This is a genomic window from Streptomyces sp. NPDC017940 (assembly GCF_044328435.1).
Lineage (GTDB): Bacteria > Actinomycetota > Actinomycetes > Streptomycetales > Streptomycetaceae > Streptomyces.
In genome coordinates, this window is the sequence record NZ_JBIRHJ010000001.1 from 741,821 (window position 1) to 761,472 (window position 19,652).

The window sequence follows — 19,652 nt, forward strand, 5'->3', positions numbered from 1 at the left end:
AAGATTAGGGGCCCCTAATTAGTACTTGCAACTTCAACATCTGAGTGTTTCGTGAGAATCTGCTGTGTCCGGGCAGCACGTGCGTCACCCGCCGCCCCGGCCCGCGGCACCCCCACCGGGACGACCCCGGCCGGGGCCGCCCCCGCCGGAGCCACCCCCGCGCGGGCCGACACCGCCGCCCGCAGCGCGGCCCGCGCCACCGCGTCCGCGTCGGACAGCGTCACCGAGTCCACCCCCGGCCTCGCCCCCGCGGCCGTCACCCAGTGCACCCCTTCCGTCGGCACCCCGAACGCGAACCTGCGCGCGTGCGGCCGCCCCTCGCCGTCGATCAGGTGGTACGGCCGCGGCGTCACGTCGAGCCCGCCCGTCTCGTAGCCGTCCACGGTGTGCGGACGGCACTGTCCGGCGGCGAGGAGCCCCGCGAGCAACGGGTCCCCGGTGCGCCGCAGGTCCGGCTCGGGCAGCCGCGCCTCGATCAGGGTGGTCGCCCGCACCCCGGAGCCCGGCACGTCCGGGGAGTGCGCGAGGAACGCGCCGTCCGCGCCGCGCACATCGAGCCGCGGGCCGACGACCTCCACGACGCCCGCCTCGATCAGCGCGGTCAGCTCCTCGATGCGGCGCCGCGGCGGACCGATCGACAGGAAGGCGTTGAGGGGCGTGTACCAGCCGTCCAGCTGGTCCCGGCGCGAGGCGCCCGAAAGACCGCCGTGGTCGACGACGAGGCGCAGCTCGTTGCGCAGGTCGCGGAGCACGTCGAGGGCCGCCTTGAGCGGGCCCGCCACATTGCCGAGCGCGGCCTGCGCGGCGTCCTCGCGCAGCCGGTCGAGCAGCCAGGCGCGGTGGTCCCCCGGCGAGCGGAAGGCGCGTCCCCCGTGCGGCCGCTCGAGCCGCTCCCAGGACCAGCGGTCGTCGGGGGCGAACCCGAACGCGTCCAGGACGAGGGCCTCCTCGGGGCTGCCGGGCGCGGTGTCGAGGAACCGCTCGGGGAAGGCGCGGGCCCGCTCCGCCGCGCCCGAGGCGTCGAGGCGCGCCGTGTAGTAGACCGTCTCCACCTCCTTGGCGACCAGCGGCCAGACCTCGGCGCGGAAGTCGGGCGCGTCCCCGCTGTCCGCACGCTTGCGGAACCCGGCGATCGCCTCCGGGGTGAGGACCACGGGCCGGTGCCGCCCGTAGGGGCCCTTGGCGTTGTCGCCGCGCGCCTGGTACGGCACCCCGCGGCGCGAACCGGCGTACAGGCGCGGCTCGTTGCCCGCGGGCACGTAGCGCAGCGCGCCGCCCGCGCCGTCGCCGGGTACGAAGCGGCCGCCGCGTCCGACGGTCAGGAGCGCCATGTGGTCGAAGAAGTTCAGGCCGAGCCCGCGCAGCAGCACCGGTTCGCCCGGCGCGAGCGCGCTCAGGTCGACGTCGGCCGGATTGGCGGGCGGGACGAGGCGGAGACCGTGCCGGGCGGCGTACGCGGACAGCTCCGCCCGGGCCGGTTCCGCGGTCGTCGGCAGGTGGCCCTGGGCGAGGACGACGGCGGACAGCCCGGACAGGACCTCGGCGTCGTCGAGTGCGAGTACCTGGAGGCCGTCGGGCGCCTGGGTCAGGCCGACCGCGCGGGCCGTGTGCGGGACGACGCGGACGCCGCCGGGGGCCGTGGCCGCGGTGCGGGCGAAGAACCACTCCAGATAGCGGCCGTAGTCGGCGCGCGTCGGGTAGTCGTCGGGCCCGAGCCCCGGCAGGTGCCCGCGGGCGGCCCACTCGTACAGGCTCGGCCCCGGGCGCACCGGCCCCGCGCAGTCGACGCTCGCGTCGGTGAACAGCGTCACCTGGGAGGCCACGGTGTTCATCAGGAGCTCGGGCGGCTGTGCGGTGCGCCAGACCCGCCCCGGGCCCGGGGGCGCCGGATCGACCACGTGGACCGTGAGGCGCGCCCCCGGGGGCAGCAGTTCGGCGGCCGACGCGCACAGGCGCTCCAGGACGCTGGTGCCGCGTGGCCCCGCGCCGACGACGGCTATGGAAGGGTCAGCGGGCGGGGCAGCAGACAAGGGCGTGACTCCCGGTACGGATCGTGACTTCCGGTACGGATCGTGCCCCCGGTGCGGACGCGGGGACCGGGACATCATGCCGTCGGGAGTGCCGTGGCCGGACCCCGCTTCGGAGGATCGTCATCCGGTTGTGGCCCGAGTCACGTCGGCAAGGGCCCGCCGGCTCATGGGGTCAGCCGGGTCTCCGTCACGGTCTCCATCCGCTCCGCGCCGCCCTTGCCCGCCAGCGCCCGGTCGAGGCGCAGCCGGGACGACCGGCCCCGCATCGTCAGGGTCATCAGGTGGTTGCCGAACCACGGGCCGCCCGTCCTGCGCCAGTCGACGGCGGCGCGGGGGAGCCTCCCGTGCCGGGCGAACCGCCGCCCGAGTGCCCGGCCGACCCGGCTCCAGCCGAAGCGGAAGCCGCCCCTTATGTAGCCGGGGATGGAGTTGTGCACCGGTGAGCAGGTCAGCTGGAGCACGCGGGCCCCGGGGCCGCCGTCGGGCCAGGTGGGCTCGGCGACGTACGCGTGGTGGACGTCGCCGGAGAGCACGCACACCGTCGCGGGGGCGTCCGCGCCCGAACCGGCCTCGGCGATCAGGGCCGCCAGGGAGTCGAACGACGACGGGAACGCCGCCCAGTGCTCCAGGTCCGCGGCCCGGCGCAGGCGCTCCCCGAAGCGGGCCCAGCGGGCGCCGCGCTCACCGCGGCACAGCGCGGCGTCCCAGCCCTCGGCGTCATGGATGAGATGGGGCAGGAGCCAGGGCAGCGACGTCCCGATGAGCAGATGGTCGCAGCCGCCCGCGAGGGCCTGCTCGCGCAGCCACTCGGCCTCCCCCGGGTCGAGCATCGCCCGCTCGTCCTCCTTCAGGACGCGGGCGGCCCGGGTGTCGACCATCAGCAGGCGGACGCGGCCGAAGTCCCTGCGGTAGCTCCAGCGCGTCGACGCCGGTTCGGTGTCGGCCGTGGCGGCGAAGGCGCGCAGGGCGTCCGTGCCGTCGGGCGCGGCGCGCACCGCGGCGAACAGCTTGTCGCGCTCCAGTTCCTCGGGCGGGAGGTTGCCGATGTGCTGATAGACCCAGTACGACATCAGGCCGCTGAGGATGCGCTCGCGCCACCAGGGCGTCGCCCGCATCTCGGCCAGCCAGCTGGCGCTGGTGTTCCAGTCGTCGATGACGTCGTGGTCGTCGAAGATCATGCAGCTCGGCACGGTGGAGAGCAGCCAGCGCACCTCGGGGTCGAGCCAGGACTCGTAGTAGAGGTGGGTGTACTCCTCGTAGTCCGCGACCTGGTCGCCCGGCGGCTCGGAGAGGTCGCGGCGGGCGGCGAGCCAGTGGCGGGTGTCGTCGGAGACCTCGTCCGCGTACACCTGGTCGCCCAGGAGCAGCAGCACGTCCGGGCGCGGCGCGGCCGGGTCGGCGGCGATGCGGGCCGCGAGCGTGTCGAGGGCGTCGGGCCCGATGGGGTCGTCCTGCTTCGGGCGCAGCCGGGAACCGGCCGACCCGCCGTGCTCGGCCGCGGGCGGCGCGGCCCACCGGCAGGAACCGAAGGTCACCCGCACGGTCCCGCCGTCCTCGCCGTCCTCGCCGTCCCCGCCACCCGGCGTCCGGATGGTGCTGGGTGGGAACGGCGAGTCGGGCAGCGGCCACACGGGGCTCTCGTCGAGCGACACCTCGTACGCCGTGTCCGTGCCCGGGCGGAGCCCCTCGACGTGCACCAGGGCGTAGTGGTGCCCCGCGATCTGGAAGGTCCGGGACGTGCCCCTGGTGCCGTCGGCGCAGCGCACCTCGGCCGTGCAGGGGCGGTCGGCCTCCACCCAGACGGTCGCGCTCGCGCCGTCGACGTACCTCAGCAGTGGACCCAGGCGCAGCCGTGCCACAGTGATCACCCTCCTCCGTCGCCCCGTACGGTACGGAACGACGGAGGCGGGCGGTACGGTTCCGCCGAAGCGGAGCGATCAGCGGCCGGGCGACGGCCGCCCGGCAGCCGGTCGTGAGCCGGTCAGCACCCGCTCAGGACCGAGGTGAGCTTGCTCTTCTCCGCGGAGTCGACGCTGAGGCCGTAGTGGTGCTTCACGTCCACCCACATGCGGACGTAGAAGCAGTGGTACGACGACGTCGGCGGCATCCACTCGGCCGGGTCCTTGTCGCCCTTGGCCTGGTTGACGTTGTCGGTGACGGCGATGAGCTGCGGCTGCCCGAGGTCGTTGGCGAAGCCCTTGCGGCGGTCGGTGGTCCAGGTGTTGGCGCCGGACTTCCAGGCCTCGGAGAGCGGGACGACGTGGTCGATGTCGAGGTCGGACGCCTGGGTCCAGGTGGCGTTGTCGTAGTCGGACCTCCAGGTGCCGGACACGGCGGCACAGCTGCCGTCCTGCTGTACGTCCCTGCCGTCGCGCTTGAGGACGACCTCGCGCGTGTTGCAGGCGCCGGACTGGGTCGACCAGTGCGGGAACTTGTCGCGGCTGTAGCCGTCGGACGAGCCCTCGGCGCGCACGGTGAGCTGCCCGAGGTAGGTGCGGGCGGTGCCCGCGTCGACCGGGGCGGGCGGGGCGGCCTGGGCGGGCGCGCCGGTGAGCAGGGTGCCTGCGGCGGCGAGCGCGGTGAGGGCGCCGACGGCGGCGACCCGGTGACGCGCGTAGAACCTGGGCATGTGAACTCCCTTGCTGTGGGGGGACGGTGACCGGTGGGGCGGTCATGCTGGCGCGCTCGGGTGACCCCGAGGTGTGCACCGGGTGACAGGGTCGCGTCAATCACTGGTGAACAGCAAGAGTTCTGGTGCTCCGTCATGTGGGCGCGTTGGGGCAGAAGTTGGTACTTCGGGGTGAATTGCCGGACGCCCGGGTGTGCCGGGTGGCCTCGGGTGGCGCTCCGGGTGTCCGGTGTGGCGCGGGTCACGATCGGCGCGGCCGGGGCGGAAGTCCCCGGCCGAAGCGGTGTGCGGGTCGCGTACCATGGCCGGAGCAGAAGGGGAGTAGCTCTTCGCCGGACCGTCGACATACTGCCCGGCCGTCACCCGACCACCGCCCCCGGTGGAGCGCCTCGCGCGCGGGTCGACGGCTGAGCCGGCGCCCGGAGGCGGCCCACGCGGTGGGCGGCCAGCGAGACCTTCGGCCAGCAGTGCCCCGCGTGCACACCCGTGCGCGCAGCCGCGCGCTGCCGTGCCGAGGTGTCGTACGCGAAGGCTGCGGAACTCTCGGCGGGGCGGCCCGACCGATTGAGTGGAACCTTGATCAGCATCAGTGTGACGGCGCTCGTCTTCGGCGTCGTCTTCCTCGCCGAACTGCCCGACAAGACCGCGCTCGCCGGGCTCGTCCTCGGCACCCGCTACCGCGCCTCGTACGTCTTCGCCGGAGTGGCCGCCGCCTTCGCCGTGCACGTGGTGCTCGCGGTGGCCGCGGGCAGCGTGCTCACCCTGCTTCCGCAGCAACTGCTGCACGCGCTCACCGGCGTGCTGTTCCTCGGTGGCGCCGCGATGCTCCTGCTCTCCAAGGGCGGCGACGACGGTGACGAGGTCAAGGCGCCGAAGGACCAGAGCTTCTGGCGCGTCTCGGGAGCGGGCTTCATGCTCATCCTGGTCGCGGAGTTCGGCGACCTCACGCAGATCATGACGGCCAACCTGGCGGCGCGGTACGACGACCCGCTGTCCGTGGGCCTCGGCGCGGTGCTCGCGCTGTGGGCGGTCGCCGGTATCGGCATCGTGGGCGGCAAGGCCCTGATGAAGCGCGTTCCGCTGTCCCTCATCACGAAGATCGCGGCGATCCTCATGCTGGCGCTCGGTGTGTGGAGCCTGGTCGAGTCGGTGGCATAACCCGGCTGACCTGCGGTGTTGGCGCATGGGGGGCTTGTTTTGTACCGTGAGGGAACAAAGTGGCTCCGCCCGTACTCCCTGACCGGCGGGCGGGGCCGCCTTGATTTCCCGGACGCCCGCGTCCGCACTGATCCTGCGTGACCTGCGTGGCCCGCGTGACTTACGCGACCGCGTGACCTGCGTGGCCCGCGTGTTCCGCGCATGGCCGCGTGTCCCCGCTGTTCTGCCCCTTGGAGTGCGCCGATGACGGCCGTGAACGAACTGACCGCCCGAGCCCTCCTGCTCGACATGGACGGCACCCTCGTCAACTCCGACGCCGTCGTGGAGCGGGTCTGGCGGCGCTGGGCCGCCCGGCACGGCCTCGACGGCGACGAGGTCCTGAGGGTCGTGCACGGCCGCCAGGGCCACGCGTCGATGGCGCTGCTGCTGCCGGGGCGGCCCGCGGCCGAGAACCACGCCGAGAACCGCGCGATGCTCGCCGAGGAGACCGCCGACATGGACGGCGTCGTCCCCGTGCCCGGCGCGCCCGCGTTCCTCGCGTCGCTCGCCGGTCTGCCGCACGCCCTGGTGACGTCCGCCGACGTGCCGCTCTCCACCGGGCGCATGGCCGCCGCCGGGCTCCCGCTGCCCGCGGTGCGCGTGACCGCCGAGAGCGTCTCCGCCAGCAAGCCCGACCCCGAGGGCTTCCTCAAGGGCGCCGCCGAACTGGGCTTCGACCCCGCCGACTGCGTCGTGTTCGAGGACTCCGGGGCGGGCATCGCGGCTGGCAAGGCCGCCGGGATGCGGGTGGTGGGCATCGGCCCCCGCGCCGGCGTCCACGAGCCCACGGTGTGGGTGGACGACCTCACGCGGCTCCGGGTCACCGCGGCCGCGGACGGCGCGATACGGCTCGTCCTCGGCTGAGCGGACGGCGCGCCGCGGGCCTTGCGTGAGCGAAGGGCCGTGGGCGCGAAGGTTTCGGCGACCGTCCCTCAGGGGGCGGTCGTCTCCGTCTCCAGGGCCCGGCGGGTCGCCCTGCCGTAGGTGCCCGGCGGATCGTCGGTGACGCCCCGCGCCCACTGGTAGCGGATGACCGCTTCGGCGACGGCGGGGGAGTAGGTGCCGTCGCGCGGGCCCGCGTACAAGGACAACTGCCCCAGCCGGTGCTGGAGTTCGCTCACCGCGGGTCCCGTGTCGCCGAGGCTCAGGGGCCGTGGCCCCTGTGGGCGCGGATCGGGGGGCAGGATCACGGTGCCGGTCACGCGGGCCGTCGTACGCGTCGGTGAGGTGGCCGGTTCCCGCGGTGTCCGGGGGGAGTCGTCTTTCGGGGACGAGGCCGACGGCTTCGGCGCGGGTTCCGTCTCGGGCGGTGCCGTGCGGGTCGGCTCGGGGGCCGCGGACCGCACGGAGGTTTGCAGGGCGGGCCCGTCGGCCTCGGGGGCCGGGCGTTGGGGGCGTTGGGGGCGGTCGGGGTTGCCCGACGCCGTGTCCGGCAGGGCGCGGTCGATGTGCCCGCCGACTCCGCCGGCGCCGCCTCCGGCACCCGCGTACATGCCACCGGCGAAGACGGCCGCCGACGCGGCGAGCATGCCCGCGCCGGAGAACAGGGCGGCACGGCTGCGGCGGCGCTCGCGGGCGGCGGCGACGGTTCCTGGCACCGGCTCGGCGCCGGTCCCGGCACCCGCTCCGGCCACCGTCCCGGGCCAGGCGTCCGCTCCGGTTCCGGCCGCCGCGCCCGTCCAGGTGCCCGCCGTGGTCCCGGCTCCCGTCCCGGAGGCCGTGGTCCCCGCTCCCGTCCCGGAGGTCGTGGTTCCCGCTCCCGCCCCGGAGGCCGTGGTGTGCGGCTGAGCGGCGCGGCGGAGGGCCGGACAGGACGCCGGGAGCGGCGGCGGTGCCGACGGCTCCGGCAGGGTCACGTACGGGCGGATCCGCAGCGGATCGAAGTCCTCCGCGGCCGCCGCCTGGGCCGAGCGCGTCTCGAGGACCGCGCGGGCCGCCGCACCGGCGCAGCCGCAGGCCGGTTCACCGCCGGGCCCTCGCGTCGCACCGCACCCCGGGCAGTCGGCCCCCGCCGGCGCCCCTGTCACGCCCGGCTCCCCGGGCCCACCTAACCGACCCCGTGCCGCGTCTCCCGTGCCCACTGCCCACTCCCCTCCCTCGCCGGCCCCACAGGGCTTCCCAGGAGTATGCAGCCGCTCGACTCGACAGGCCATAACGGGAGACACGGACGACGATGGAAAGTGAGCACCCGCAGGAGGTGTCCATGACGCACGACGTGAACCCCCGCCCTGCCGGAGCGCGGCGCCGGGCAGGCTCCTCGGAACACGTGCCGGGCGGCGTCCTGGTGTCCATCGGCGCACTGCTGCTCGGCATGCTCCTCGCCGCCCTCGACCAGACCATCGTCTCCACCGCCCTGCCGACCATCGTCAGCGACCTCGGCGGCCTGGAGCACCTGTCGTGGGTCGTCACCGCGTACATGCTGGCCGCGACCGCCGCGACCCCGCTGTGGGGCAAGCTCGGCGACCAGTACGGCCGCAAGAAGCTCTTCCAGACCGCCATCGTCATCTTCCTGCTCGGCTCCGCGCTGTGCGGCGTCGCGCAGAACATGCCGCAGCTCATCGGGTTCCGAGCGGTGCAGGGCCTCGGCGGCGGTGGGCTCATGGTCCTGTCCATGGCCATCGTCGGCGACCTGGTGTCGCCGCGCGAACGCGGCAGGTACCAGGGTCTCTTCGGCGCCGTCTTCGGCGCCACCAGCGTCCTCGGGCCGCTGCTCGGCGGCGTCTTCACCGAACACCTCAGCTGGCGCTGGGTCTTCTACATCAACCTGCCCGTCGGCGTCGTCGCGCTCGGCGTCATCGCCGCGACCCTGCACATCCCGGCGAGCCGCGCCCGGCACACCATCGACTACCTGGGCACCTTCCTGATCGCGGCCGTCGCCGCCTGCCTCGTCCTCGTCGCCTCGCTCGGCGGCACGACCTGGGCCTGGGGCTCCCCGCGGATCATCGGGCTCGCCGTGCTCGGCGTGGTGCTCGCCGTGTGGTTCGTGGCGGTCGAGCGGAAGGCCGCGGAACCGGTGATCCCGCTGAAGCTGTTCCGGATCCGCACCTTCACCCTGTCCGCCGTCATCAGCTTCGTCGTCGGCTTCGCCATGTTCGGGGCCATGACGTACCTGCCGACGTTCCTCCAGGTCGTCCAGGGCGTCTCACCGACCATGTCCGGCGTGCACATGCTGCCCATGGTCGCCGGACTCCTGATCGCCTCGACGGCGTCCGGTCAGATCGTCAGCCGCACCGGGCGGTGGAAGGTGTTCCCCGTGGCGGGCACCGCCGTCACCACGCTCGGCCTGCTGCTCCTGCACCAGCTGGACGAGAACAGCCGCACCGGCGAGATGAGCGCCTACTTCTTCGTCTTCGGGCTCGGCCTCGGCCTCGTCATGCAGGTCCTAGTCCTGATCGTGCAGAACGCGGTCGGCTACGAGGACCTCGGCGTCGCCACGTCCGGCGCCACGTTCTTCCGGTCCATCGGCGCCTCGTTCGGCGTCGCGATCTTCGGGACCGTGTTCACCGCCAGGCTGGGGGACAAGCTCACCGACGCCCTGCGCGGGCAGGAACTTCCCGCCGGGGTCGGCGTCGACTCCCTCAAGGCCGACCCGCGCGGCATCGCGGAACTCCCTCCGGGGGCCCGCGCCGGGGCGCTGCACGCGTACTCCTCCGCCATCACGGACGTCTTCCTGTACGCGGCCCTGGTCGCCCTCGTCGCCTTCGTCCTGGCCTGGTTCCTGCGCGAGGACCGGCTGCGCGGGGCGGTACGGGCGCCCGAGCCCACGCAGACGCTCGCCAGCAACCCCGTGGAGCGGTCCTCGTACGACGAGGTGGCGCGGGCGCTGTCGCTGCTCGGTACGCGGGCGGGGCGGCGGGAGGTGTACGTGCGGATCACCGAGCGGGCCGGGTACGACCTGCTGCCCGCGGCCAGCTGGCTGCTCCTTCGCATCGCCCGGCACGGGCACGTGGAACCCGGCACGCTCGCCGAGCGCAGCACGGTGCCGCTCACCGTCGTCACCCGGGCCGCCCGGCAGCTGGAGGAACGGCGGCTCGCCGTCCGCGAGGGGCTCGGGATGCGGCTCTCCGACTCCGGCGCGGAGGTGGCCGCGCGGCTTGGGGCCGCGCGTGAGGAGTCGCTCTGCGAGTTGCTCGGGGACTGGTGGGGGCCGGACCGGCCGAGGGATCTGGGGGAGCTGGTGGCGGAGTTGGGGGCGGAGATGTGCGGCTCCGACGCGGAGCGTCCCGCCCGGCGGGCGTAGAGGTCCCGCCCTTCGGTTCGGTCGGTGCCGTTCCCTGGCGGGGGGTTTGGTGCCGTACGGGGGGCTTCCCGTACCGCCCAGTGCGGTGGTCGTCTTCCGCCGCTGCCGCGGCGGTGTTTCCCACCCGCCCGCCCGTTGCTGTCGGCCGTCAGGTGGCCGTACGGAGGGTGTCCCGTACCGCCCAGCGCGGTGGTCGTCTTCCGCCGCTGCCGCGGCGGGGTCTCCCACCCGCCCGCCCGTTGCTGTCGGCCGTTGGTTGCCGTACGGAGGGTTGCCCTCACCGCCCAGCGCGGTGGTCCTCTTCCGCCGCTGCCGCGGCGGGTGTCTCCCACCCACCCGCCCGTACCTGTCGGCCGTCAGGTGGTCGTACGGAGGGTGCCGGTGTCCGCCGCTGGTCTCCGTGCGGTACGCACGTCACAGCGCGACCGCCGCCCCCGAGCCGACCGGCTCGGGGGGCGGGGGGTGTCGGGGGCGGGGGCTCAGGCGGTGGTGGGCGGGGCCGCCTGTTGGACGACCTCGAAGGACCACACCTCGGAGCCGCTCGCCGCGGGCTTCGGGCGCTCGCCGCCGCCCTGGTGGGCCGACTTCATCGGGCCCTCCATCCAGGCCTGGAAGGCGGCCTCGTCACGCCACCGCGTGTACACCAGGTACTGGTCGGTGCCCTCTACGGGACGCAGCAGCTCGAACCACTCGAAGCCGTCCGAGTTCTCCACGGCACCCGCGCGGGACGCGAAGCGCTTCTCCAGGACCTCGCGCTGCTCGTCCGGCACGGTCAGAACGTTGATCTTCACGATGCTCATGGGCACCATCGTCGCGCACGACCGCACGCGAGCGACACACCCCCGGCCCCCGGCCCTCGGGGCTAGGATGCGCGCGGTGGTCCGGAATTCGGGGACGGGGGGTACCCAGGTGCTTGAGCTCACCATGGCCATGGTGTCGGGGGCCGCGGACGCGAGAGCGACCGCGGGCATGCTGATGGCGGACGCGCCGAGCGATCCCGGCGCGGTCCTGCGCGTGGGGCGTGACCGCGCGGTGTGCAGGCTCTCGCCGCCGCAGGACTGGCTGTTCGTCTCGCGTACGCATCTGGAGTTCCGCTGCCGCATCGACGGCGCCTGGACGGTGACCTGGGTCCGCGGCTCGCAGCCCGACCCGGCCGCCGAGGTGCGCGTCCTGACCGGCGGCTCCGCGGTGCCCCTCGCCTACGGGGCCACGACCCCGCTGCCCCGCGGCGGCACCGGCGAAATCGTCGTCCAGGACCGGTCGGGGCCGCGGAGCGTCAACGTGGGCTTCTACCACGAGAGTTAGGCGCCGGACGCGGAGCTGCCCGTCCCGTCCCGTCCCGTCAGGGAGCGATGGGCAGTTGCCGCTTGTGCTCCGTCAGGTGGTAGCGGTCGACGATCTTGTTGTAGGCCCGCTCGTCCACCGGCTTGCCCTCCAGGAAGTCGTCGATCTCGTCGTACGTGACTCCGAGCGCCGTCTCGTCCGCCTTGCCCGGGTCGAGGGTCTCCAGGTCCGCCGTCGGGACCTTCCACACCAGCTCCGCGGGCGCGCCGAGGGCGTCCGCGACGGCGCGCACCCGGCGCTTGGTCAGCCCGGCCAGCGGGACCAGGTCGGCCGCGCCGTCACCGAACTTGGTGAAGAAGCCGGACACCGCCTCCGCGGCGTGGTCGGTGCCGACGACCAGGCCGTCGTGCGCGCCCGCCACCGCGTACTGGGCGATCATGCGCTGCCGGGCCTTGATGTTGCCGAGCACGAAGTCCTGGTGTGCCTCGTCGCGGAAGGCCACGTCGGCGGCGAGCGCGGCATCGAGGGCGGCGTCGCTCGCGGGCTTGATGTCCACCGTCAGGACGCGGTCGGGCTTGATGAAGGCGAGGGCGAGCTGCGCGTCGTGCTCGTCGGCCTGCACTCCGTACGGCAGCCGCATCGCGTGGAAGCGGGCCTCGTGCCCGGCGGCGCGGGCCCGCTCCACGGCGAGCTGGCACAGGCGGCCCGCGGCGGTGGAGTCGACGCCGCCGCTGATGCCGAGCACCAGGGAGCGCAGGCCGGTGGCCGTCAGCCGCTCGGCGAGGAAGGCCACCCTGCGCTCGACCTCACGCTCGGCCTCGAAGATCTCGGCGACCTGGAGTTCCCTGGCGATCTGCTGCTGCTTGGCGGTGGACGCCCGCTCGCTCACGACTGCTCCTGTTCCGGTACACGGTGTGCTGTCGCTTCCACCCTACCCAGGGGCGGCGCGGAGGTCCGGCGGCACCCGAGCGTGCCGTCCCGCTAGCCGAGAACCCGGGCCACGGCGAAACCGTCGTGCCCCTTCAGGCCCACCGTCTGCACCGCCGTGCCGTCCAGGTCGGGATGGCTCGCGATGAGCTCCAGGGCCGCCCGGGTGCCCCGGATGGCCGGGTCGTCGGTGTCGGCGTCGACGACTGCGCCGCCGCGTACGACGTTGTCGACGACGATCAGGCTGCCCGGGCGGGTGAGCTTGAGCGACCACTCCAGGTACGTGCGGTTGTTGACCTTGTCCGCGTCGATGAAGACCAGGTCGAAGGGGGTGGGGTTCTCCGCGTGCAGGGCGGCCAGGGAGTCCAGGGCCGGGCCCGTGCGGATCTCGGTGATCTTGTCGAGGCCGGCGCGGGCGAGGTTGGTCGCGGCCAGGGCCGCGTGCTCCTGGCTGTATTCGAGGGTCAGGAGGTGGCCGTCCTCGGCGGGCAGGGCCCGGGCCAGCCAGATGGTGCTGTAGCCGCCCAGGGTGCCGATCTCCAGGATGCGGCGCGCGCCCTGGATCCTGGCCAGGAGGTGCAGGAGCTTGCCCTGGGTGGGGGCGACGTTGATCGGGGGCAGGCCTGCGGATTCGCTGGTGCGAAGGGTGGCGGTGAGGGCGGGGTCCGCCGGGGCGAGGAGGTCCCCGAAGTAGTCGTCGACCTCCGTCCAGAGGTGCTGGGCGGGGTCGGTGCTGCTGCCGGTGCCGGTGCTGCTGCCGGGGGCGGGGCCGGGACTGGTGCTGGGGCTGGGGTTCACGGTGGTTGCTCCTAGGGGTGGGCGGCGTGACGCTGCGCTGTGCCTCCCCAGCCCCGCCCCTCCCCGAAACCATGGGGCTCCGCCCCCTGGACCCCCTTGTCGGCGCTCCGCGCCTCGTCCTCAAACGCCGGACGGGCTGAAATCGCGCTGCGCGCTCGTCCTCAAGCGCCGGACGGGCTGGGATTGGGCGGTGCGCGCTCGTCCTCAGGCGCCGGACCGGCTGAAGTCGCGCTGCGCGCTCGTCCTCAAACGCCGGACGGGCTGGGATTGGGCGGTGCGCTCGTCCTCAGGCGCCGGACGGGCTGAAGTCGCGCTCCGCGCCTCGCCCTCAAGCGCCGAACCGGCTGGAATCGCGCTGCGCGCTCGTCCTCAAGCGCCGGACCGGCTGCAATACCCCGCCGCACTGGAAGCGCCACCGCAGGCGAAGCATCAAGCCCGTCCGGCGATTGCGGACAAGCGCGCCAGCGCGATCAAAGCGCGGCCGGGCGGAAAACAGCCCGTCCGGCGTTTGAGGACGAGCGCGTCAGCGCGACCAAGGGGGCGGGTGGGCGGGGAAAGAAGCCCGCCCGGCGTCAGCGGAGGACGAGCGCGTCAGCGCGAGAGAAGCGCGCCCGGGCGTGAATCAGCCCGTCCGGCGTTTGAGGACGAGCGCGCAGCGCGATGAAGGGGCGGGTGGGCGGGGAAAGAACCTGTCCGGTGGCGGGGACGAGCGCGGGAGCGCGATGAAGGGGCGGGCGGGTGGGGGAGTAAGAACCTGTCCGGTGGCGAAGGCGAGCGCGGGAGCGCGGTGGAGGGCGGGTGGGTGGGGGAGGAAGAGCCTGTCCGGCGGGGAGGACGAGCCGGGGCGTAGGCCGTGATCAGGCCCGGCCACAGGACAGCGCGCGGGCTTCAGCCCGAGTCTCCACCGCGGGCGGCGACCCCGGCAGGGGCCGCCCCGCCGACTCCGTCATGTACCACACGGCGACCCCGCCGACCACCGCCGCCGCCATCATGTAATAGGCGGGCATCATCACATCCCCGGTGGCCCCGATCAGCGCGGTGACCACCAGCGGAGTCGTCCCGCCGAAGATCGAGACGGAGATGTTGAAGCCGATGGAGAGCGACCCGTACCGCACGGGAGTGGGGAAGAGGGCGGGCAGCGCGGACGGCATGGACGCGGTGAAGCAGACCAGGAGGAGGCCGAGCGCGGCCATGCCGAGGCCGATGGCCCACAGCGAGCCGGCGCGGATCAGGAGCAGGGCGGGCACGGACAGGAGCAGGAAGCCCGCGCAGCCCGCGGCGATGACGGGGCGGCGGCCGACGCGGTCGGTGAGGGCGCCCACGAACGGCTGGGCGCACATCATCAGGGCCATCACGACGAGCACCACGAGCAGGCCGTGCGTCTCGTCGTACTTCAGCTCGCTGGTGAGGTAGCTCGGCATGTAGGACAGGAGCATGTAGTCGGTGACGTTGAAGACCAGGACGAGGCCCATGCACAGGAGCAGGGCACGCCACTGGCCCGTCACCATGTCCCGGACCCGCACCTTGGGCCGGGTCTGCTCGTCCTCGTGGGCCTTGTCGAGCTCGGCTGCGAACGCGGGGGTCTCCTCCAGGCGCATCCGCAGGTAGAGGCCGATCAGGCCCATCGGGCCCGCGATCAGGAACGGGATCCGCCAGCCCCAGGACTGGAGGTCGCCGGGGGACAGCAGGGCCGTCATCAGCGTGACGAGCCCCGCGCCGCCGATGTACCCGGCCAGCGTGCCGAACTCCAGCCAGCTGCCGAGGAACCCGCGCTTCTTGTCGGGCGCGTACTCGGCGATGAACGTGGAGGCGCCCGCGTACTCGCCGCCGGTGGAGAAGCCCTGCACCAGGCGGGCGAGGAGGAGCAGGACCGGGGCCCAGACGCCGATCGAGGCGTACGACGGGATCAGGCCGATCGCGAAGGTGCCCGCCGCCATCATGATCATGGTGAGGGCGAGCACCTTCTGGCGGCCCACGCGGTCGCCGAGCGGACCGAAGACCATGCCGCCGAGCGGGCGGATCAGGAAGGCCGCGGCGAAGGCGCCGAAGGTGGAGAGGAGCTGCGCCGTGGGGCTGCCGGAGGGGAAGAAGACCTTGCCGAGGGTCACCGCGATGTAGCTGTAGACGCCGAAGTCGAACCACTCCATCGCGTTGCCGAGCGCGGCCGCTTTCACGGCCCGCCTGACGAGCGCGGGGTCGGTGACGGTGACTTCCGTGGCGGCCGGGGCCCCGGGGGGTGTGCCCGTCGGGGTGCCGTGGGCGGCAGCCCGGCCGGTGCGGGAAGGGGCCGCGGAGGCGCGAGGTTCGACGTGTTGCGCGGTCGGCAAGAGCTCGCTCGCCTGCCTTTCGTGGACGACATGGACCCCGTGACTTTAGGTGCAGCAAGCATCATTACGGGGGGTCGCCGGGTGATCGCGCACCGTGGGCAATAGCGCTGTATTCAGGCCAAACGGGATGAGTTCCGGCAGTGGCGGCACGAGCCGCATGTGATCTATGTCGCCTCCGGAGGCCGCAACCACGCGGAAAACGCCCGTAGTCCTCGCGCGGATGAGCCCCGTACCTCGCACGAATGAGCCTCGTACCGGCGTTGACGAGGCGTGTCGCCGCGCCGTCGCGGCTCGCCCCCCACCGGGGCCCGGTTGGGCACGGGACCCGAAAAGCCGGTAAAAAGCGGTGTGGCTGCCAGGTGACACGGGGGTTGCGCGCGTCTCTCCCAGAGGCATGCGAGCCTCTTCGGGTGAGATCAGGAATCTCCTGGCACTGTGAACGATTTTGAACAAGGGTGACGGATGGGGCGGGAGGGCCGACAGGGCGTGGCGAATGTTGAGCACAGGCGACCGGGGAGTGCCTTGGACACGGGGGCATCCGGGACGCCCGATCCACGGATCGGGGCCGTCCGCGTCGCCCTCTGGCTGATCGCCGCCGTCCTCGCCGTACGGCAGGTGGCCGTCATCCTGCGCACCCCCAAGGGCGAGCGCCTGACCGACCTGGAGACCTGGATCGGGCCGAACGGCGTGCTGCACGTGAACGGCTCGCTCTACGACGCGGACAAGTTCACCGGCACCCCCTTCGCGGGCCTGGCCCTGAAGCCGTTCGCCAACTCCGCGGAGAACGCGCTCGGCTGGGCCTGGACCTTCGGCACCCTCGGTCTCGTCGTGGTCCTCGGCCTCGTCGCCGCCCGCGCGCTGCCGCAGCCCGTCCCGCGCCGCGCCTCGCTGCTCGCGGCCCCCGTCGCGATCTGCCTCCTCATGCTGTCCCTGCCGGTGCGCAACACCCTGCACCTGGGCCAGACCAGCATCATCCCCGTGCTCCTCGTGCTGCTCGGCTGTCTCGCCGTGCGCGGGGAGCGGACCAGCGGTGTCCTCATCGGCCTGGCGGCGGCCCTTCAGCCGACCGTCCTGCTGTTCGCGCCGCTGCTGTGGTTCACCGGCCGCAAGAAGGCCGCGGGGACCGCGGGCGCCACCTTCGCCGCCGCCACCGGCGTCGCCTGGGCGGCCATGCCGCACGACTCGTCGACGTACTGGGTGCACCACCTGGCGGGTGCGGGGCTCGGCGCCGCCCCGGACGACGGGGCCAACCAGTCGCTGCACGGCGCCCTGCTCCGCCTCGGTCTGGAGGGGCCGCTGGAGATAGGACTCTTCCTGGCGCTCGGCGCCGCCGTCGCCGTCATCGGGCTGCGCCGCGCGGTGACGTACGCCCGCGACGGCCAGCTGCTGCTCGCCGTCGCCCTCACCGGCTGTGTGGCCATCGCGGTGTCCCCGACCAGCTGGCAGCACCAGCTCCTGTGGCTGCTGCTCGCCGTGGTCGGCCGCGTCGGCAGACGCGCGTCCGACCGGTACGTGTGGCCCATCGCCATCGTCCTGGTGATGACGCTGCCGTCGAAGATGATGCTGCCGAACATGTCGGCCCTCGATCCGCTGCGTGACAACGTCGTCCTGCTCGCCGCGCTCGCCACGGCCCTGTTCGTGCCGTTCCTGTCCCGCACGGCCCCCGAGTACCGGGAGCCGATTCCCACCTCGTACGCCGATCCCGTACCGGCACGCTGGAAGTGGGTGCCGCTGTTCCCGTTCTGGCGGCGCGTCCTGACCCGCCCGAACCTGCTCCTCGAACTGCTCCTGATCCGCGTCGGCTACTCCGCGTACCAGCAGACCCGGCTCGCGGCGACCGGCGGCACCATCTCCGGCGGCCGGGAGCGGGCCGAGACGCACGGCGAGCAGATCCACTCCATCGAGCAGTTCCTGCACATCGACATCGAGCACTGGTTCAACCATCTGACGGCGCGCACGCCCTGGATGGAGAGCTTCTTCAACTTCTACTACACGTCGTTCCACTTCGTGGTGCCACTGAGCGTCCTCGCGATCCTCTATCTGCGCCGCCCCGCCCAGTACCGCTGGGCGCGCTCCGCCCTCGGCTTCGCCACGGTCCTCGCGCTCGTCGGCTTCTGGGGCTATCCGCTCGCGCCGCCGCGGCTGATGGAGAACCTCAACTTCATCGACACCATCCACGGCCCGCAGGACTTCTCGCAGCCGGACTACGGCACGCTGACGAAGCTCACCAACCAGTACGCGGCGATGCCCTCGCTGCACTTCGGCTGGTCCCTGTGGTGCGGTCTGACCATCGCGATCCTCGCGCCCAAGTGGTGGATGAAGGCCCTCGGCCTGCTGCACCCGTTCTTCACGGTGTGCGCCATCGTCGGCACCGGCAACCACTGGATCCTGGACGCGGTGGGCGGCGCGGCCGTCGTCGGCGCGGGCTTCGGTCTGACGTACCTGCTCCAGGGCCCCCGCGTGAAGGAGGTCCTCCGGATCGGTACGGGGAAGCAGCCCGCGGTGGCCGGGGCCGTGCCGGACGCCGAGGACGCTCCCGTCAGCAAGCCGAAGGGCGCGGCGGGCGACCGTACCCCGAGCTGATCCGGTAGGTGCCGGGCGTCCGCACCGTGAGCCGGGTGAACTCGCCGTGCCGCTCCAGGCACGCCCCCTCGGCCCTGAGCCACGGCGAGTACGCGATCCGCACGGTCACCGCGCCCCGCTCCGGCACCCGTACGACCACGTCCGTGCTGGTGGAGCGGACCACGGAGGCGGGCGCCGACGCCATCGGTACCGCGTCGCGCACCCGGAGGATGCGCCAGTGCTCGTCCTGCCACACCGGCTCGAGCCACGCGGGCCCGCTCCGCACCAGGGCGGCCTCGGCGAGCGCGGGCCCGTCCGGGCGCGCGGAGGGCAGGACGACGAAGCCGACGGCCCAGCGGTCCAGCCAGGCGCGGTACGTCGTCGCCGAGAACGAGCCGTCGTAGAAGAGCCGGCCACGCTCGATGTCGAGCTGGCGGTTCCAGCCGCGCGCCATGTTCACGTACGGCGCGAGCGCGGTGGCCTCGCGGTGGTTGCGGGCGGGCACCACCTCGACCCGGGCGCGGTCGGCGCCGAGCCGCTTCAGCTCCGCCAGGACGCCCTGGGTCTGCGTGGCCCAGGCGGGGACGGTCGTGGACACCCGGAGGTCGTCGGCGGTCTTCTCCGCCACCCACGCCGTCGACAGGACGAGCGCGATCACGAGCGCGACGCGGCGGACCAGGGACAGCGCGGGGGTGAGCAGGGCGGCGAGCAGCAGCGCGGGCGCGACGAGTTCGGCGAGGCGCTCGACGTTGGTGCCGATCGGGGAGGGGATCAGATACGTCAGGACGGTCCCCGTCGCGTACACCCCCGCGCCCCACCGAAGGACCCGCCACTCCCGCGGCCCCGCCACCACGAGGACCAGGCTGAAGAGGGCGGGCGGGTAGATCCTGTGCGCCCACATCAGGTGCTCGCCCTTGAAGGGGAAGAGCAGTGTCGTCAGGCCGACGACCACGACGGGCGGCACGAGCAGGGCGAGGGCGCGCCCCCATTCCCGTACGAAGACATAGCCCGCCCCCGCCACCAGGAGGAACAGGCCCGCCACCGGTGATGCCATGGTGGCGAGCACCGAGCAGACCACCGCCACCGTCAGGCGCTTCTCGCGCAGCAGGGCGAGCACGGCGCCGAGGCCGAAGGCGAGCCCGAGCGCGAACGTGGTGCGCCCGGAGGCGACGTTGCACCACACGGCGAGGGAGGCGAGGACCGCTGGCCACAGCGGGCGGCGCACCCCGGAGCGCTCGATGAGGACGGCGACGAGCCAGGCCCCCGTGACGCCGGAGAGGACCGTGACGGTCTTCACGCCGATCGCCGCCATCAGGTACGGGGATATCAGGCTGTAGTTGGCGGTGTGCATGCCGCCGTACCAGAAGAGGCCGTACGCGGCGGAGCCGTGGTCGTCGGCGAACCTTGCCCAGGCCTCCTGGGCGGCGAGGTCGCCGCCGCCGGTGGCGAGGAACGCCGCCCACAGCGCGTACAGGGGCAGGGTGGGCGCGGTCGCTAGGACGGCGACGCGGTGGCGCCGGTAGAAGGAGCGGGCCGCACGGAAGGGATTCTTCCGCTCTGTGGGCGAGCTGCCGGTCGGGACGATCGAGAGGTCGGCAGAGGCCACGGCCACCGTTTCCGTTCGAAGTCTTGGAGGGTCAAGGTTCACCCCACTAGAC

14 protein-coding genes are annotated in these 19,652 nt (G+C 73.4%); 5 read left to right on the forward strand and 9 right to left on the reverse strand.

The window, feature by feature from the left end; all coding sequences use genetic code 11:
* Positions 1-14: 14 nt before the first annotated feature.
* The 3 genes from ACH4DX_RS03070 to ACH4DX_RS03080 form a co-directional block, all read right to left on the reverse strand.
* Entirely contained in the window at positions 15-2,030 is a 2,016-nt protein-coding gene (locus ACH4DX_RS03070) for an FAD/NAD(P)-binding protein (RefSeq protein WP_398153764.1), read from the reverse strand.
* 164 nt (positions 2,031-2,194) lie between these two features.
* Positions 2,195-3,889 (reverse strand): alkaline phosphatase D family protein, encoded by a 1,695-nt coding sequence (locus tag ACH4DX_RS03075; protein ID WP_398154168.1) that lies wholly within the window; start codon positions 3,887-3,889, stop codon positions 2,195-2,197.
* Positions 3,890-4,011: 122 nt separating this feature from the next.
* The gene (locus ACH4DX_RS03080; RefSeq protein WP_398117267.1) at positions 4,012-4,659 is read right to left on the reverse strand and encodes an HNH endonuclease family protein; all 648 of its coding nucleotides are present in this window, start codon (positions 4,657-4,659) and stop codon (positions 4,012-4,014) included.
* 576 nt (positions 4,660-5,235) lie between these two features.
* Between ACH4DX_RS03080 and ACH4DX_RS03085 the strand changes: the two genes are divergently transcribed.
* Together ACH4DX_RS03085 and ACH4DX_RS03090 are read left to right on the forward strand one after the other, a co-directional pair.
* Positions 5,236-5,817, forward strand: a complete 582-nt coding sequence (locus ACH4DX_RS03085) for a TMEM165/GDT1 family protein (RefSeq protein WP_398153765.1) — start codon at positions 5,236-5,238, stop codon at positions 5,815-5,817.
* Positions 5,818-6,060: 243 nt separating this feature from the next.
* On the forward strand, positions 6,061-6,720 hold the full coding sequence (locus tag ACH4DX_RS03090; RefSeq protein WP_398117271.1) for an HAD-IA family hydrolase: 660 nt from the start codon (positions 6,061-6,063) through the stop codon (positions 6,718-6,720).
* 68 nt (positions 6,721-6,788) lie between these two features.
* On the opposite strand, the gene ACH4DX_RS03095 is transcribed toward ACH4DX_RS03090, so the two are convergent.
* Positions 6,789-7,883, reverse strand: a complete 1,095-nt coding sequence (locus ACH4DX_RS03095; RefSeq protein WP_398153766.1) for a peptidoglycan-binding protein — start codon at positions 7,881-7,883, stop codon at positions 6,789-6,791.
* Positions 7,884-8,059: 176 nt separating this feature from the next.
* Here ACH4DX_RS03095 and ACH4DX_RS03100 point away from each other — a divergent pair, with 176 nt between their 5' ends.
* Positions 8,060-10,096: a DHA2 family efflux MFS transporter permease subunit gene (locus ACH4DX_RS03100; protein WP_398153767.1), complete on the forward strand. Its 2,037-nt coding sequence runs from the start codon at positions 8,060-8,062 to the stop codon at positions 10,094-10,096.
* A gap of 479 nt (positions 10,097-10,575) precedes the next feature.
* Here ACH4DX_RS03100 and ACH4DX_RS03105 read toward each other — a convergent pair whose 3' ends face one another.
* Entirely contained in the window at positions 10,576-10,896 is a 321-nt protein-coding gene (locus ACH4DX_RS03105; protein ID WP_398117277.1) for an antibiotic biosynthesis monooxygenase family protein, read from the reverse strand.
* A gap of 109 nt (positions 10,897-11,005) precedes the next feature.
* Here ACH4DX_RS03105 and ACH4DX_RS03110 point away from each other — a divergent pair, with 109 nt between their 5' ends.
* Positions 11,006-11,401, forward strand: a complete 396-nt coding sequence (locus ACH4DX_RS03110) for a hypothetical protein (protein WP_398153768.1) — start codon at positions 11,006-11,008, stop codon at positions 11,399-11,401.
* Between the two features lie 37 nt (positions 11,402-11,438).
* On the opposite strand, the gene nadE is transcribed toward ACH4DX_RS03110, so the two are convergent.
* The 3 genes from nadE to proP all read right to left on the reverse strand — a co-directional run bounded on the left by nadE (position 11,439) and on the right by proP (position 15,432).
* Positions 11,439-12,269: an ammonia-dependent NAD(+) synthetase gene (gene nadE, locus ACH4DX_RS03115; RefSeq protein WP_398153769.1), complete on the reverse strand. Its 831-nt coding sequence runs from the start codon at positions 12,267-12,269 to the stop codon at positions 11,439-11,441.
* Positions 12,270-12,361: 92 nt separating this feature from the next.
* The gene (locus ACH4DX_RS03120; RefSeq protein ID WP_398153770.1) at positions 12,362-13,105 is read right to left on the reverse strand and encodes an O-methyltransferase; all 744 of its coding nucleotides are present in this window, start codon (positions 13,103-13,105) and stop codon (positions 12,362-12,364) included.
* An 857-nt stretch (positions 13,106-13,962) separates the two neighbouring features.
* Entirely contained in the window at positions 13,963-15,432 is a 1,470-nt protein-coding gene (gene proP / locus ACH4DX_RS03125) for a glycine betaine/L-proline transporter ProP (RefSeq protein ID WP_398117284.1), read from the reverse strand.
* 486 nt (positions 15,433-15,918) lie between these two features.
* On the opposite strand from proP, the gene ACH4DX_RS03130 reads away from it, so the two are divergent.
* Entirely contained in the window at positions 15,919-18,015 is a 2,097-nt protein-coding gene (locus tag ACH4DX_RS03130; protein WP_398153771.1) for a bifunctional glycosyltransferase 87/phosphatase PAP2 family protein, read from the forward strand.
* Here ACH4DX_RS03130 and ACH4DX_RS03135 read toward each other — a convergent pair.
* Positions 17,972-19,600, reverse strand: coding sequence for a hypothetical protein (locus ACH4DX_RS03135; RefSeq protein ID WP_398153772.1), 1,629 nt, complete (start codon positions 19,598-19,600; stop codon positions 17,972-17,974). The genes ACH4DX_RS03130 and ACH4DX_RS03135 overlap by 44 nt on opposite strands.
* Between the last annotated feature and the right edge of the window lie 52 nt (positions 19,601-19,652).